General features: G+C 71.1%; 13 protein-coding genes. 4 read left to right on the top strand and 9 right to left on the bottom strand.

Features of this window, described 5'->3' with window-relative positions; genetic code table 11:
- Nucleotide 1: 1 nt before the first annotated feature.
- Nucleotides 2-676, bottom strand: a complete 675-nt coding sequence (locus AB0G59_RS17140; protein WP_004939715.1) for a Crp/Fnr family transcriptional regulator — start codon at nucleotides 674-676, stop codon at nucleotides 2-4.
- Between the two features lie 226 nt (nucleotides 677-902).
- Between AB0G59_RS17140 and nth the strand changes: the two genes are divergently transcribed.
- Genes nth through AB0G59_RS17125 form a run of 3 tightly spaced genes read left to right on the top strand, consistent with a single transcriptional unit; the run spans nucleotide 903 to nucleotide 3,794 of the window.
- The gene (gene nth, locus AB0G59_RS17135; RefSeq protein ID WP_360912333.1) at nucleotides 903-1,787 is read left to right on the top strand and encodes an endonuclease III; all 885 of its coding nucleotides are present in this window, start codon (nucleotides 903-905) and stop codon (nucleotides 1,785-1,787) included.
- A 56-nt stretch (nucleotides 1,788-1,843) separates the two neighbouring features.
- Entirely contained in the window at nucleotides 1,844-2,536 is a 693-nt protein-coding gene (locus AB0G59_RS17130; RefSeq protein ID WP_071963927.1) for a CoA pyrophosphatase, read from the top strand.
- A gap of 58 nt (nucleotides 2,537-2,594) precedes the next feature.
- Entirely contained in the window at nucleotides 2,595-3,794 is a 1,200-nt protein-coding gene (locus AB0G59_RS17125; protein WP_071963872.1) for a MarP family serine protease, read from the top strand.
- An 84-nt stretch (nucleotides 3,795-3,878) separates the two neighbouring features.
- Here AB0G59_RS17125 and AB0G59_RS17120 read toward each other — a convergent pair whose 3' ends face one another.
- From AB0G59_RS17120 to AB0G59_RS17090, 7 genes are all read right to left on the bottom strand, one after another.
- Nucleotides 3,879-4,088, bottom strand: a complete 210-nt coding sequence (locus AB0G59_RS17120) for a hypothetical protein (protein WP_071963871.1) — start codon at nucleotides 4,086-4,088, stop codon at nucleotides 3,879-3,881.
- A 118-nt stretch (nucleotides 4,089-4,206) separates the two neighbouring features.
- Complete coding sequence (locus AB0G59_RS17115; RefSeq protein ID WP_360912329.1) at nucleotides 4,207-5,217, bottom strand: alpha/beta hydrolase; 1,011 nt, start codon at nucleotides 5,215-5,217, stop codon at nucleotides 4,207-4,209.
- The gene (locus AB0G59_RS17110) at nucleotides 5,214-5,672 is read right to left on the bottom strand and encodes a phage holin family protein (RefSeq protein ID WP_360912327.1); all 459 of its coding nucleotides are present in this window, start codon (nucleotides 5,670-5,672) and stop codon (nucleotides 5,214-5,216) included. The genes AB0G59_RS17115 and AB0G59_RS17110 overlap by 4 nt, the downstream gene beginning before the upstream one ends.
- Nucleotides 5,673-5,788: 116 nt before the next feature.
- The gene (nhaA, locus tag AB0G59_RS17105) at nucleotides 5,789-7,186 is read right to left on the bottom strand and encodes a Na+/H+ antiporter NhaA (protein WP_360912324.1); all 1,398 of its coding nucleotides are present in this window, start codon (nucleotides 7,184-7,186) and stop codon (nucleotides 5,789-5,791) included.
- A 208-nt stretch (nucleotides 7,187-7,394) separates the two neighbouring features.
- Entirely contained in the window at nucleotides 7,395-9,362 is a 1,968-nt protein-coding gene (gene acs, locus AB0G59_RS17100; RefSeq protein WP_360912321.1) for an acetate--CoA ligase, read from the bottom strand.
- 197 nt (nucleotides 9,363-9,559) lie between these two features.
- Nucleotides 9,560-11,875, bottom strand: a complete 2,316-nt coding sequence (locus AB0G59_RS17095; RefSeq protein WP_360912318.1) for a SulP family inorganic anion transporter — start codon at nucleotides 11,873-11,875, stop codon at nucleotides 9,560-9,562.
- 377 nt (nucleotides 11,876-12,252) lie between these two features.
- The gene (locus tag AB0G59_RS17090; RefSeq protein ID WP_360912315.1) at nucleotides 12,253-13,245 is read right to left on the bottom strand and encodes an ATP-binding protein; all 993 of its coding nucleotides are present in this window, start codon (nucleotides 13,243-13,245) and stop codon (nucleotides 12,253-12,255) included.
- 101 nt (nucleotides 13,246-13,346) lie between these two features.
- Between AB0G59_RS17090 and AB0G59_RS17085 the strand changes: the two genes are divergently transcribed.
- A complete protein-coding gene (locus tag AB0G59_RS17085; protein ID WP_360912313.1) occupies nucleotides 13,347-14,168 on the top strand; it encodes an oxidoreductase in 822 nt (273 codons plus the stop codon).
- A gap of 315 nt (nucleotides 14,169-14,483) precedes the next feature.
- Here AB0G59_RS17085 and AB0G59_RS17080 read toward each other — a convergent pair whose 3' ends face one another.
- Nucleotides 14,484-15,383, bottom strand: a complete 900-nt coding sequence (locus AB0G59_RS17080; protein ID WP_360912310.1) for an HAD family hydrolase — start codon at nucleotides 15,381-15,383, stop codon at nucleotides 14,484-14,486.
- Nucleotides 15,384-15,753: the final 370 nt, after the last annotated feature.

Here is a 15,753-nt window from a genome sequence, read left to right as displayed (position 1 = left end):
GTCAGCGGGAGCGCTTGGCCAGCCGCTCGACGTCCAGCAGGATGACCGCGCGGGCCTCCAGGCGGAGCCAGCCGCGGCCGGCGAAGTCCGCCAGCGCCTTGTTGACCGTCTCGCGGGAGGCGCCGACCAGCTGGGCCAGCTCCTCCTGGGTGAGGTCGTGCACGACGTGGATGCCCTCTTCGGACTGCACGCCGAAGCGGCGCGACAGGTCCAGCAGGGCCTTGGCGACACGGCCGGGAACGTCCGAGAAGACGAGGTCCGACATCGAGTCGTTGGTGCGGCGCAGCCGGCGTGCGACGGCGCGCAGCAGGGCGGTGGCCACCTCCGGGCGGGCGTTGAGCCAGGGCTGGAGGTCGCCGTGGCCGAGGCCGAGCAGCTTGACCTCGGTGAGCGCGGTCGCGGTGGCGGTGCGCGGTCCCGGGTCGAAGAGGGACAGCTCGCCGATGAGCTCGCCGGGGCCCAGGACCGCCAGCATGTTCTCGCGGCCGTCGGGGGAGGTGCGGTGGAGCTTCACCTTGCCCTCGGTCACCACGTAGAGGCGGTCGCCCGGGTCGCCTTCGTGGAACAGGGCGTCGCCCCTTGCGAGGGTGACCTCGCCCATGGAGGCGCGCAGCTCAGCGGCCTGCTCGTCATCGAGCGCCGCGAAAAGCGGGGCGCGCCGCAGAACGTCGTCCACGAGTTCTCTCCTTGTCGACATGCACAGAGGACCGTGGTCCCCATGATGCCCGTCGGTAAAACTGTGTGATCAAACACAAGTGTGGCGCATCGTCGCCCGAAGCCCTACGGCAGGGGTCCGATTGGGCTGTGGTTTTCCTGCGGCCGGGGCGGATGTCAGTGCTGGGCTTTAGTCTGGCCGGGTGTCCAATACGCCGGTGAGAGCACAGGGCAAGGGGGCTGGGAGGGTGACGTCGGCCCGTAATTCCGCTGTGGGCGAACGCCCCCCAGCGAAGAAGGCAAAAGCGGCAAATAGGAAAGAATCCTCGGCCGGGGCGGGGGCCGCCGCCGGGGTCGCAGCCGCGAAGTCCGAGTCGCGGACCGCGCTCGTCCGCCGGGCGCGCCGGATCAACCGCGAGCTCGCCGAGGTCTACCACTACGCCCACCCCGAGCTGGACTTCGAGAACCCCTTCCAGCTCCTGGTCGCCACGGTCCTCTCCGCCCAGACCACCGACCTGCGCGTCAACCAGACCACCCCCGCCCTCTTCGAGGCCTACCCCACCCCGGAGGACATGGCGGCGGCCGACCCCGAGACGCTGGAGCAGCTGATCCGGCCGACCGGCTTCTTCCGGGCCAAGACCAGGTCCCTGATCGGTCTGTCCGCCGCCCTGCGCGACCGCTTCGACGGTGAGGTGCCGGGGCGCATAGAAGACCTGGTCACTCTTCCGGGCGTCGGCCGGAAGACCGCCAACGTCGTGCTGGGCAACGCCTTCGGCGTCCCGGGGATCACCGTCGACACCCACTTCGGCCGTCTCGTGCGGCGCTGGAAGTGGACCCAGGCGGAGGACGCGGAGAAGATCGAGGCCGACGTCTGTGCCCTGTTCCCCAAGAGCGAGTGGACGATGCTCTCGCACCGCGTGATCTTCCACGGCCGCCGGGTCTGCCACTCCCGCAGGCCCGCCTGCGGCGCGTGCCCCATCGCCCCGCTCTGCCCGTCCTACGGAGAGGGCGAGACGGACCCGGAGAAGGCCAAGAAGCTGCTCAAGTACGAGATGGGTGGCCGGCCCGGCCAGCGGCTGAAGCCCCCGCCGGACTATCCGGGCCTGCCCGCGAGCCCACTGGGAGCCGAGTGAGCGAGCGCACGCCCGACGAGAGCCGCACCGACGCCGAGGAAGACCGGGAGAAGCACATGGCCGGCACGTACGGCGAAGAGATGAAAGAGATCACGGTCAGCGCCGAGGGGCTGCCCGAGTGGCTCGAGCCGGTGGCGCGCGCCGCCCTGACCATCGAGCCGCACCAGCTCAGCCGCTTCCTCCCGCCGGAGACCGGCGGCCGCCAGTCCGCCGTGCTCGTCCTCTTCGGCGAGGGCGAGCAGGGCCCCGAGCTGCTGCTCCTGGAGCGCGCCGGAACGTTGCGCTCGCACGCCGGCCAGCCGTCCTTCCCCGGCGGCGCCCTCGACCCGGAGGACGGCGATCCGGAGGACGGCGGCCCGGTGCGGGCCGCGCTGCGCGAGGCCGAGGAGGAGACCGGGCTCGACCCGTCCGGCGTCCAGGTCTTCGGCGTGCTGCCCCGGCTCTACATCCCCGTGAGCAGCTTCGTCGTAACGCCCGTGCTCGGCTGGTGGCGCAAGCCCAGCCCCGTCTCGCCGGTCTCCCCGCAGGAGACGGCCCGGGTGTTCACCGTCCCCGTCACGGAGCTGACCGCTGCCGAGAACCGCGCCATGGCCGTCCACCCCAGCGGTCACCGGGGTCCGGCGTTCCGGGTCGGCCCGGCGCTGGTGTGGGGATTCACCGCCGGGGTAATCGACCGGATCCTGCACTACGCCGGATGGGAGCGGCCCTGGGACCGCGAGCGGGAGGTCCCGCTGGACTGGCGCTCCTGACGGGCATGAGACGGTGGCCCCCGCTGGCCACGACAACTGCAATGCGAGGCATCTTTCGGTGAACGTGCTGGACATCGTGCTGCTGATCGCCGCCGTGTGGTTCGCGGTCGTCGGCTATCGCCAGGGCTTCGTCGTCGGCGTGCTCTCGGTGATCGGTTTTCTCGGCGGCGGCCTCGCTGCGCTCTACGCACTGCCCGTGATCTGGGACAGCGCCACCGACGACGCCGAGCCGGGCACGGTCGCGGCCATCGCGGCCGTCGCCATCATCATCCTGTGCGCCTCCGTGGGCCAGGCCGCCACCACCCACCTCGGCAACAAGCTGCGCCGCCACATCACGTGGTCCCCGGCGCGGGCGCTGGACGCCACGGGCGGCGCGCTCGTCAACGTCGTGGCGATGCTGCTGGTCGCCTGGCTGATCGGCTCCGCCCTCGCCGGGACGACGCTGCCGACGCTGGGCAAGGAGGTCCGCAGCTCCAAGGTGCTGCTCGGCGTCGCCCGGGTGGTCCCGGCACAGGCCAACACCTGGTTCGCGGACTTCAGCACGATCCTCGCGCAGAACGGCTTCCCGCAGGTCTTCGCGCCCTTCTCCACCGAGCCCATCACCTCCGTGCCCGCCCCCGACCCCGAGCTCGCGGGCAGCCCGGTCGCCGTGGCCGCCCAGCGCAGCATCGTCAAGGTCGTCGGCAACGCCCCCAGCTGCGGCAAGGTGCTGGAAGGCACCGGCTTCGTCTTCGCCCCCCACCGGGTGATGACCAACGCCCACGTCGTCGGCGGCGTGGACGAGCCCACCGTGCAGATCGGCGGCCAGGGCCGGCTCCACGACGCCAAGGTCGTGCTCTACGACTGGAAGCGCGACATCGCCGTCCTCGACGTGCCGTCGCTCGACGCCCCCGTGCTGCGGTTCGCGGGGGACGACGCGGAGACCGGCAAGAGCGCCATCGTCGCCGGCTTCCCCGAGAACGGTTCGTACGACGTGCGCGCCGCCCGCGTCCGCAGCCGCGTCCAGGCCAACGGGCCGGACATCTACCACCGCGGCAACGTCCGGCGCGACGTCTACTCCCTCTACGCCACCGTGCGGCAGGGCAACTCCGGCGGGCCCCTGCTCACCCCCGACGGCAAGGTCTACGGAGTGGTCTTCGCCAAGTCCCTCGACGACGCCGAGACGGGGTACGCCCTGACGGCCGACGAGGTGCGTGAGGACGCCACGAACGGCCGTACGGCCTCGGGCAGGGCGGACACCCAGGAGTGCGCGCTCTGACCCACCCTGCGGGGCTCAGGCGGCCGTACGGACGGCATCCCGGGTGCGTACGGGCGTTCGATGCGGGGTGTGGGGCGGGGGCGGTCAGCGGCTACGGGGATGCCGCAGCCGCGCCGACACCCAGCGGGCGCGGCGCCGGATGATCCGGGGAATGCCGATACGGGGGTCGGGTCCGGCCCCCGGCCGGTGTTCGCCCCACTCGGGTGCCTCCGTCACGGCAAGCGCGGCATCACCCTCGGTGCCGTGCTCCTGAGTCACGTCGGTCACGTCACGGTAGTCGTGCGTCCAGCCCATACCAAAAGCTCTGCCCGGGCCCAAAGGTCGGTAATCGCCTATGGGTCCGGCAATTGGCCTATGCGCGCGGCAATTGGCCGTTCGGGTGAACGGACGTTCCCTTCCGCGCCCGTGACTCCTAGCGGTCCGGCTCGGGATCCTTGAGCCAGCCGATGAGCTCCGCCGAGAACGCCGCCGGGTCCTCCTCGTGCGGGAAGTGCCCCAGGCCGTCGAAGAGCCGCCAGCGGTAGGGCGCTTCCACGTACTCCCCGGAGCCCGCGGCGCTGCGCGTGCGCATCACCGGATCGAGCGAACCATGCAGGTGCAGCGTCGGCACGCGGACCGGCCGCTTCATGCGGCGGTTGAACTGGATGCCGTCGGGGCGGGCCAGCGAGCGCACCATCCAGCGGTACGGCTCGATGGAGCAGTGCGCCGTGGAGGGGATCGACATGGCCTGCCGGTAGACGTCCACGTCCTCGTCGTCGGGCAGCCGGGGCCCGGACCAGTCCCGGATCAGCCGGCCCACCAGCGCCGCGTCGTCCGCGACCAGCCGCCGCTCGGGCAGCCATGGACGCTGGAAGCCCCAGATGTGCGAGCCCGCGGCGCTCTGTTTGAGGTCGGCGAGCATCGCCGAGCGCCAGCGGCGCGGGTGGGGCATCGAGGACACGGCGAGCCGGCGCACCAGCTTGGGCCGCATGACGGCCGCCGTCCAGGCGAGGTAGCCGCCCAGGTCGTGGCCGACCAGCGCGGCGTCCGGCTCGCCGAGGGAGCGGATGACGCCGGTGATGTCGAGGGCGAGGTTCGCCGGGTCGTAGCCCCGGGGCGTACGGTCGCTGCCGCCGACGCCGCGCAGGTCCATCGCCACCGCACGGAAGCCCGCGTCGGCGAGCGCCGGCAGCTGATGCCGCCACGTCCACCAGAACTGCGGGAAGCCGTGCAACAGCAGCACCAGCGGTCCCTCGCCCATCTCGGCGATGTGGAACCGAGCCCCGTTCGCCGCGACCTCCCGGTGGGTCCAGGGGCCGTCCGGCCGTACGACCGCGGCGGGCGAGGCGCCCGACGGGCCGGCCGGCGCGGCCGGTGCCTTCCCGCTCACGGGCTTGCCGGGCTCGGGGGACGCGGGCGCTTCGGGGGTATCGGGCACCGTCATACGGACGAGCGTGTCACAGATGCGTCGACGGGGCTCGTGTCGGCCACCGGCCGGGGGTGCGGCTTGACGGTGCCCAGCACGGCCGCCGTCTCCTTCGCCGACGCGATGCTCTTCTCGGGCTTCGAGATCTTCTTGAACTTGGCGACCGCCAGCAGGCCGAGCACCGCCGCGAGCAGCAGGAACGCGGCGCCGGTGATCAGGAACGACCAGGCGAGGCCGAGGCCGAGGTTGTGGATGCCGTACGCCGCCGCGAAGCTCAGGACGGGCAGGGAGAAGAGTGCCAGGACACCCGCGGCGGCGATGGCGCCGCCGCCGATGCCCAGCCGCCGGGCGTCCTGTCGCAGCTCGGCCTTGGCCAGCGCGATCTCGTCGTGCACCAGCGCGGACAGCTCCGTGGTGGCCGTCGCCACCAGCTGGCCGAGGCTGCGGTTCGCGCCGTCGTCGGCTGCGCTCATCGCCTGCTCCCTCATCGTCATCAGCTTCGTCGTCCGCGGAACGCTCCCCTCCGGGGTCCGGTCGCCCGGTTTTCCCGCTCTCCGGGGGCGGTACCGCAGGGGTAAAGACTCTCAGATCATGCCGGACCGTCGCCCTGGGTGGTGCGCTCCGAGGCGACTTCCGCCAATTTGCGGTGTGCGGCTGCCTTCGCTTCGTACCTGGCGGCCATACGCAGGTGGTAGTCGGGGTTGTCCTGTTCGTAGACGTCCGGGATGCCGTCCTCGTCGTCGTCCCGGTCCTCCTCCTCGCAGAGCTTCTTGTACTTGTTGTCGCGGAGCTTGAGGAGGGTGCTCGCCAGGATCGCCGCGATCAGCGAGCCGACCAGGACGGCGGCCTTGATCTCGCCGACGAGCACCGCGTCGTCGGCGAACGCGAGCTCACCGATCAGCAGGGACACGGTGAAGCCGATGCCGGCCAGCGAGGCGACGGCCAGGACGTCGGGCCATTTGAGGTCCGGATTGAGCTCCGCCCGGGTGAAGCGGGCCGCCAGCCACGTACCGCCGAAGACGCCGATCGCCTTGCCCAGCACGAGGCCGAGGACGACGCCGAGCGTCTCGGGCCTGCTGAAGACGTCCGACAGCGCCCCTCCGGAGAGCGCCACACCGGCCGAGAAGAGCGCGAACAGGGGAACCGCCAGCCCCGCCGACAGGGGGCGGACGAGGTGCTCGATGTGCTCGCCGGGGGAGGACTTCTCGTCGTCGCGGCGGGTGCAGCGCAGCATCAGGCCCATGGCGACGCCGGCGATGGTCGCGTGGACGCCGCTGTTGTACATCAGCGCCCAGTTGACGAAGGCCAGCGGTACGTAGACGTACCACCCGCGCACGCCCTTGCGCAGCAGCAGCCAGAAGACCGCGAGGCCCAGCACGGCGAAGCCGAGGGCGGCGAAGTTCAGGGTGGAGGTGAAGAAGATCGCGATGATCAGGATCGCGAAGAGGTCGTCGACGACCGCCAGCGTCAGCAGGAACGCGCGCAGCGCGGACGGCAGGGACGTGCCGATGACGGCGAGCACGGCGAGCGCGAAGGCGATGTCGGTGGCGGTGGGCACGGCCCAGCCGGCGAGCGAACCGTGGCCGGCGGAGGCGACGGTGAAGTAGACGAGCGCGGGGACGGCCATGCCGCAGACCGCGGCGACGACGGGGAGGATCGCGGCCTTGGGATCGCGCAGCTCGCCCGCCACGAGCTCGCGCTTGAGCTCGATGCCGGCGACGAAGAAGAAGACGGCGAGCAGTCCGTCGGCCGCCCAGTGCTGGAGGGAGAGGTTCAGGCCGAGGCCGGAGGGGCCGATGTGGAAGGAGCGGACGGTCTCGTAGCTCTCGCGGATCGGGGTGTTGGCCCACAGCAGCGCGGCCACGGCCGCGACGAGCAGGAGTACGCCGCCGACGGTCTCGGTACGCAGCGCGTCCGCGAGGTAGTTCCGCTCGGGCAGCGGAAGTCTGCCGAGGAAGACGGAACGGCGGTTCTTGGGCGCGGCCACGGTGGTGGACCTCCTGGGCTCGACTGTCGACTGCGTGCACGTGCGTACACGTGTCCTGTGTGCCGACCAGACTTCCCGGCGCGCCCTTGATTCTTGTCGCGATCTTTACGCGACGGGTACTTACTGTAGCCGGAAAGAGTGAAGGGCACCCGGCGGGAGCCGGGTGCCCTTCACCGGCAGCCACCCCAGCGGGCCTGCCGTGGAGCGGTCAGTCCTCGCTGGAGGAGGCCGGGAGCTGGGTCTGGATGAGGTCCATGACCGAGGAGTCGGTGAGGGTCGTGACGTCCCCGAGGGTGCGGTTCTCGGCCACGTCGCGCAGGAGCCGGCGCATGATCTTGCCGGAGCGGGTCTTGGGCAGTTCGGCGACCGGCAGGATCCGCTTGGGCTTGGCGATCGGGCCGAGCTGCTTGGCCACGTGGGCCCGCAGCTCCTCGACCAGGCCCTCCTCCTCGCTGTTCACATTGCCGCGCAGGATGACGAAGGCGCAGATGGCCTGGGTGGTCTGCGGGTCGTTGGCGCCGACGACCGCCGCCTCGGCGACCTTGGGGTGCGAGACGAGCGCGGACTCGACCTCGGTGGTGGAGATGTTGTGGCCGGAGACGAGCATGACGTCGTCGACGCGGCCGAGCAGCCAGATGTCGCCGTCCTCGTCCTTCTTGGCGCCGTCGCCCGCGAAGTAGCGGCCCTCGAAGCGGGACCAGTAGGTGTCGAGGTAGCGCTGGTCGTCGCCCCAGATGGTGCGGAGCATGGACGGCCACGGCTCGGTCAGCACGAGATAACCGCCGTGGCCGTCGGGCACCTCGTGTCCCTCGTCGTCGACCACGGTCGCGGCGATGCCGGGCAGCGGAGTCTGGGCCGAGCCCGGCTTCGTCTCGGTCACGCCCGGCAGCGGGCTGATCATCATGGCGCCGGTCTCGGTCTGCCACCAGGTGTCGACGACGGGGGTGGCGTCGGCGCCGATGTGCTTGCGGTACCAGATCCACGCTTCGGGGTTGATGGGCTCGCCGACCGAGCCCAGGATGCGCAGGCTGGAGAGGTCGAACTTCGCCGGGATGTCGTCGCCCCACTTCATGGCGGCCCGGATCGCGGTGGGCGCGGTGTAGAGGATCGTGACGCCGTATTTCTGCACGATCTCCCACCAGCGGCCCTGGTGCGGGGAGTCGGGGGTGCCCTCGTAGAGCACTTCGGTCGCGCCGTTGCTCAGCGGTCCGTAGACGATGTACGAGTGCCCGGTGACCCAGCCGACGTCGGCGGTGCACCAGAAGACGTCCGTCTCGGGCTTGAGGTCGAAGACGGCGTGGTGGGTGTACGAGGCCTGGGTGAGGTAGCCGCCGGTGGTGTGCAGGATGCCCTTCGGCTTACCCGTGGTGCCCGAGGTGTAGAGGATGAACAGCGGGTGCTCGGCGTCGAACGCCTGAGGGGTGTGCTGGTCGGACTGGCCCTCGACCAGGTCGTGCCACCACACGTCGCGGCCCTCGGTCCAGGCGATGTCCTCCTGGCCGGTGCGGCGGACGACGAGGACGCTGCGGACGTTCTCGGTGCCGGGGCGGGTGAGGGCCTCGTCGACGGCCGGCTTGAGCGCGGAGGGCTTGCCGCGCCGGTAGCCGCCGTCGGCGGTGATGACGACGCGGGCGTCGGCGTCGTTGATGCGGGTGGCGAGGGCGTCGGCGGAGAAGCCGCCGAAGACGAGGGAGTGCGGGGCGCCGATGCGGGCGCAGGCCAGCATCGAGACGACCGCCTCGGGGATCATCGGCAGGTAGATGGCGACCCGGTCGCCGGCCTGAACGCCCAGCTCGGTCAGGGCGTTGGCGGCCCGGGAGACCTCACGCTGCAGCTCGGCGTAGGTGATCGAGCGGGTGTCGCCCGGCTCGCCCTCGAAGTGCAGGGCCACCCGGTCGCCCAGGCCGTTCTCCACATGGCGGTCGACGCAGTTGTACGCCACGTTGAGCTTGCCGTCGGCGAACCACTTGGCGAACGGCGGGTTCGACCAGTCCAGGGTCTCGGTCGGCTCGGTCTCCCAGCTCAGGCGGCGGGCCTGTGCGGCCCAGAAGCCCAGCCGATCAGCCTTCGCCTGCTCGTACGCCTCCGCGGTGACGTTGGCCTCGGCGGCCAGGCCCGCAGGCGGTGCGAAGCGGCGTTCCTCCTTCAGGAGGTTGGCCAGGCTTTCGTTGCTCACGACATCTCCCTTTCCCAGGGGCCTCGTTGCGTCCCGGTGCCATAGCTCATCAGCCCGGGGCACACCCTGACAAGGGGTGTGGACAATTATTGGTTTAGACCTGTCCTTTTCATGGGTCGGCCGAGGTCAGAGGGGGTGGTGCGGCCCCGCCGGGCGCGCCGGGGCCGTAGGTCGTCGGAGGGTGGGCGTGCGGGGCGTCACACCGCGTCGAGGACCTCCGGGCGGACGGCGGTGAAGGTCCGCGAGCGACGGTCCAGGACGTAGGCCTGGGCCTCGGCGACGTGGAAGTACATCCCCTGCAGATGGAGCGAGCCTTCGGCCACCCGCCGGGCGACGCAGGCGTGGGCCATGAGGTGGTCGAGCTGCTGCAGTACGTTGACGAGCGCCAGCCGCTCGACGTCGTCCGCCACGGGCCGCTCGGCCAGCGCGACCTCGCCGCGCCCCAGCCGGCCGATCCGCTGCATACGGGCCAGGCTGGGCCGCCCGTGCCGCAGCCAGCGGGTGAGCGGCGTCAGGCCGTCCGGCGCGAGCCCCTGGCCGGCGGGGGAGGCGGCGATGTCCAGAAGTGCCTGCATGGCACCGCATCCCGAATGTCCGCACACGGTGATGCTGGCGACCTTCAGGACCTCCACCGCGTATTCCACGGCCGCGGCCACGGAGTCGCAGCCGCCCTCGTTGTCGGGTGGCGGCATCAGATTGCCGACGTTGCGCACGGTGAACAGGTCGCCCGGTCCACTGGAGGTGATCATGCTGGTGACCAGCCGGGAGTCGGCGCAGGTCAGGAAGAGCTGGCTGGGCCGCTGGCCCTCCCGGGCGAGCCGTGCCAGCTCGTCGCGGACGAGCGGTGCGGTGTTGCGCTGGAAGGCGCTGACCCCGCCGAGCAGCTGACGCCCGCCGACCGGATCGGCGCCGGTCTCGGCCGGCCGGGTGCAGTGGTGGTTGCGCCAGGGCGTCCAAGGGCGGCAGGTGTGGGTGCTGACGGGCTCGGCGATCGGGCGTCCGTGGCGGCCCCGCAGGGTGACCCATCCGCCGCGTGCCCGGTGTGCGTTGGACCAGGAGTGCAGCGCGTCGTAGGCGGCGTGGTCCATGAACGAGCCGCCCAGCTCGACCACGGCGTTCGCCTCGTCCGGCACTTGCCCGAGCGCCCGGCTCAGCCGGGGCACCGCCAGGAACGTCAGCTGTCCATTGACCCGCACCCGGTGGCAGGCCTGCTCCTCGGTGACGGTGATCCGGGTGTGGGTGAGCCGGCGCAGCGAGAGGAGGGCGGCGACCGCGACGCCCACCGCGACCCCCTGGAGCACGCCGAGCAGAACCACGGAGGCGAGCGTGGCGGCGTACATCGGGAACTCCCGGTGCCGCTGGACGTGCTTGATGTGGGCGAAGCTCACCATCCGCACACCGACCGCCATGACGAGCGCGGCCAAGGCGGCCAGCGGGATCACCTCGAGCGCGGCCGTGAGCAGGCCCGCGCAGACCAGCACCCAGACCCCGTGCAGCACGGTGGACTTGCGGGACGTGGCACCGGCCGCGATGTTGGCGGAGCCGCGGATCGCCCCGCCGGCGATCGGCAGGCCGCCCAGCAGCCCGGACACCACGTTCGCCGCGCCCTGCCCGGCGAGCTCTCGGTCCAGCTTGGTGGTGGCGGCCGCCTGCTCGTCGGACCGCTCGGCGTGCAGCCGCTCCATCGCGACGGCGGACAGCAGGGACTCCATGCTCGCCACGAGCGTGACCGTCAGAACGGCCGCGAAGATACCGAGCACCGGCCCGTCGGGCAGCGTGGGCAGCGCCTGCACCTCCCAGTCGGGCAGCGAGACCCGGGGCAGCTCCATGCCCAGGCTCGCCGTCGTGGCGAGTGCCACGGCCGCCAACGGCGCCGGGAGCAGGCGTGCCCAACGTCCCGCCTGCCCGGGCAGATGCGGCCAGGCGAGCAGCACTCCCACCGTGACCGCGCCGATCAGCAGCGCGGGCGGGTGCGGATGCATGAGCTGGGAGGGCAGCGCCCCGAGGTTTTCCAGCGCCGAGAGGCTCGGGCTGTCGCCCAGGACGACATGCAGCTGGCCCAGTGCGATGGTGACGCCGATGCCGGCGAGCATCCCGTGCATGATCGCCGGGCTGATGGCCAGCGCCGCACGGGCCACGCGCGCGGCGCCGAGCGCGAGTTGGGCCAGGCCGGCGAGCGCGGTGATCGCGCAGGTGGCCCGCCAGCCGTAACGCTGCACCAGCTCGGCCGTCACGACCACCAGGCCCGTGGCGGCCCCGCTGACCTGCAGTGGGGAGCCGCCCAGCAGGCCGGCGACGATGCCACCGACCGCTGCCGCGATCAGGCCCGCCTGGAGCGGAGCCCCCGTGGCGAGCGCGATCCCCAGGGAGAGGGGAACGGCGATCAGGAAGACGACGAAGGAGGCGGACAGATCCCGCCGCCAGCCCGATCGCGGGCGTCCGCCCGGCTCGGGCGGTGCGTCCTGTCCTGGCGCGGAAGACGGTGGATACGTCTGAGTCGGCTGAGCGTGCATGGTCGTTCCCGTCTTCGTCGGGCAGCGCGAGCGCGTGGAACGCGCACGTGGGTCACGGCGGGCAGCGGCGGGAGCGGCTGCGTTGGCGGGGCATTTCTCAACTCTCGGTAAACGAATCGTAATGGAGAGTAAAGGGATGGCGAAGGGGTGCGGGCGGGCTTCGCTCGATCGAGTGAATAGGTATTTCTCTGCGCTTGTCCCGTATTGCCCTGCGGCTTTGTGGCCCTGAGCGCCCCGGCTCCGGGCCCGGCCGCAGGCGCGACGCGGTCGACCGGGCAGGGCGCCGTCCGAACGTTCAAGGCCCCGCCCAACGCGCCGAGTTGTGAACACGGCGGTTGGGCGGGGCCCTGGGAGAGGTGGCGCGGGGTCCGTCGGTGTCAGGCGGGCTGAGGGGCGGCCAGGAGCCGCTCGTCCAGAACGAAGGCCGGGTCGACCTGAGCCGCCAGGTCGGCGCCGGTCTTGGCGTTGCCCCAGCTCTCCGCGTTCTTGAGGTGGAAGTGCACCATCTGGCGGGTGTAGCGCTGCCAGTCGCGCTCCTCGTAGGCGCCGTCCGCCGTCTCGCGCAGGGTGCGCAGGGCCTGGCGGTTGGCCTCCTCCAGCAACTCGAAGCGGGGCGGGCGGCCCTTCTCCATGGCGCGCACCCAGTCCGAGTGCCCGACCGTGGTGAGCAGGTCGTCGCCGACCTCGGCACGCAGGAAGTCGAGGTCGTCGGCGCCGTGAACCTTGTTGCCCACGACCTTCAGGCCGATGCCGAAGTCCCGCGCGTACTCCTTGTACTGGCGGTAGACCGAGACGCCCTTGCGGGTGGGTTCGGCGATCAGGAAGGTCATGTCGAAGCGGGTGAACATCCCGGACGCGAAGGAGTCGCTGCCCGCCGTCATGTCGACCACGACGTACTCGCCGGGGCCGTCGACGAGGTGGTTCAGGCACAGCTCGACCGCTCCGACCTTGGAGTGGTAGCAGGCCACGCCGAGGTCGGAGTCGGTGAACGGGCCGGTCGCCATCAGCCGAACGGCCGCGTCGTCGTCCAGGGGGACGGTGCGGGCGCAGGCGTCGTAGACCGGATTGTCCTCGTCGACGCGCAGCAGCCGGGAGCCCTCTCCCGGCGGGGTCGTCTTGATCATGGTCTCCGCGGAGGCGATGCGCGGGTTGGTGCCGCGCAGATAGTCCTTGATCAAGGGCAGCTGCGCACCCATCGCGGGCAGCCCGGCGCTCTCCGCCTCGTCGAGCCCGAGCGCCGCGCCCAGATGCTGGTTGATGTCCGCGTCCACGGCGATGACGGGGGCCTGGGCGGCGGCGAGATGGCGGATGAACAGGGAGGACAGCGTGGTCTTTCCGCTGCCGCCCTTCCCTACGAAAGCGATCTTCATGTTCACCAAGAGTAGGTGCGAGGGTGCGCTGAGTGAGAGCGGTGAGTGAAGAGGACCACTCTTTCGGGGGGTGTAGAGCCGAAGTGCGTAGTGTCGTACCCATGAGTACGACAGCCGATCCGCTTGCCGTTCTGGGCTCCCTCCCGGGGGTGGCCGACTCCGTGGACTCCGTACGCAAGGCGGTGGACCGGGTGTACGGCCACCGGGTGATGCGCCGCCGCAGCAATGAGGTCACCTCCGAGGCCGCCCTGCGCGGCGCGCGGGGCTCGGCCGCGCTCTCCGGCGCCGACTGGGCGCTCGAGGAGGTGCGCCGCCGCTCCGACTTCGGCAGCGAGGGCGAGCCGCGCACGGTGGGCGCGGCCCTGCGGCTGACCGCGGAGGCCGGCCAGCTGCTGAGCGTGTGGCGGCAGTCGCCGCTGCGGGTCCTGGCCCGGCTGCACCTGGTGGCCGCCGGCCGGGACCGCCCGGACGAGTCGGTGGGGCGCCCGCGGCTGCCGGGTGAGCCGGTGGTGGAACCGTTGATCGAACTGCCGGTTCCGGCGGCGGACGAGGTGTCGGGGCGGCTCGAAGGGCTGGCCGGGCTCCTGATCGCGGGCAGCGAGGCGCCCGCGCTGGTGACGGCGGCCGTGGTGCACGGCGAGCTGCTGGCCCTGCGGCCGTTCGGGTCGTACAACGGCCTTGTCGCCCGCACTGCCGAGCGGATCGTGCTGGTGGGCAGCGGGCTGGACCCGAAGTCGATCTGCCCGGCCGAGGTGGGTCACGCGGAACTGGGACGGGCGGCCTATCTGGCGGCGCTCGAAGGCTATGTGTCCGGGACGCCGGAAGGAGTGGCCGCCTGGATCGCGCACTGCGGCCGCGCCGTTGAACTCGGCGTGCGCGAGAGCACCGCGGTGTGTGAGGCCCTCCAGCGAGGCGCCGCCTGACGTGGGTCGTCGCGCCTGAAGTCGCCCCGCGTCACACCACCTGGAATTGCGGTGGGGAGCGACTTCGCGCGGACAAGGGTTGCGGCGGTACCCATACTGCTCAGGTACCGCCGCTGGCACGTCCGCCGGGTTACCATGCGTGCACGAAATTTGCCCATCAGGCCGGGACTTCGCCCGCCACCTGGTGCGGCTGGCCCGTAATCGACGGGTCGGCGTCGCGTGGGTGCCCGACTTTCATGCTGCGGTCCGTGGGGCCTTGGTGCGTGAAGGGCTTCCTCTCGGATGTCCCTGGTCTCGCGGGCCGTTAAGTCCTTTCTACTCCTGTCGCGGCGGAAGCGGAAGTCGAAGCCGCAGTTCTTTGCTTTTAGCTGCAAATGTGGGCAAGGCGGACGCGGTGCCACGGCGGCGGCTGGCGAGCCACAGCAGGCCCGCGGTGGCGGCGGCAGCACCGACCGCGGCGGCCGTGACCAGCGCCGGGCGCGAGGGCATGGACAGCGAAGAAATGCGTTGCTTAAGCCGAACGGGTCGACTGAAGGAGAGAACGGGCCACTCGCGGGCGATCGCCTCGCGTCGCAGCGCCCGATCGGGGTTGACGGCATGGGGGTGGCCGACCGCCTCCAGCATCGGGATATCGGTCGCGGAGTCGCTGTAGGCGTAGCAGCGGGCCAGGTCGTACCCCTCCGAGGCGGCGAGTTCCCTGACCGCCTCCGCCTTGGTCGGGCCGTAGGCGTAGTACTCGATTTCTCCGGTGAAGACTCCGTTCTCGACCACCATGCGGGTGGCGACGACGCGGTCGGCACCCAGCAGTTCGCCGATCGGTTCGACCACTTCGGCGCCCGAGGTGCTGACGATGACCACGTCGCGCCCGGCGGCGTGGTGCTCCTCGATGAGCGAGGCGGCCTCGTCGTAAATGATCGGGTCGATGAGCTCGTGCAGGGTTTCGGCGACGATCTCGCGCACCTGCTGGACATTCCAGCCCCGGCAGAGCGCGGAGAGATACTGGCGCATCCGCTCCATCTGATCGTGGTCGGCTCCGCCGGCCAGGAAGACGAACTGCGTATAGGCGGTGCGCAACGCGGCACGCCTGTTGATCAAGCCGCCTTGGTAGAAGGACTTGCTGAAGGTGAGCGTGCTCGACTTCGCAATGACCGTCTTGTCCAGATCAAAGAAGGCGGCTGTCCGAGGCAGGGAGTGGTTTTCCACTCCGCCGAGCATAGGGGCCCTCCATTCGGCGTAAGCTGAGGCGTGTGGGTTTGCCTGAGAAGGCTCTCGGGTACACCATGGAAGTCACGGATCGTTCGCGACCGTGTCTAACCCGGCCCGACTCCTCCCCCCCCGAGTCGGCCGTGGGGACGACCCCCGCTCTCCCCCCCGGCGGGGGTCGTCGCATGTCCGGATGCGTTTCGGGCATCGCCATCGGGCCTTCCCCTCGCTTGTGAGCCCCCTCGGGCGCGGCTCCTCACCCCTTGATACCTGTTACGCAGGGTAATCGGTGCGCTGCTCTCCGGAAGTCACCGGTATAGGTGAGCGGGATATTCACAACCGTTGAGTTGTCCACAGTTTTTGACCAAGATCCACACGATTT

Origin of the sequence: Streptomyces sp. NPDC021096 (genome assembly GCF_040641275.1) — a bacterium.
Taxonomy (GTDB): domain Bacteria; phylum Actinomycetota; class Actinomycetes; order Streptomycetales; family Streptomycetaceae; genus Streptomyces.
The sequence above is the reverse complement of the archived record's forward strand: the minus strand, read 5'-3'. Positions and strand labels throughout refer to the sequence as shown.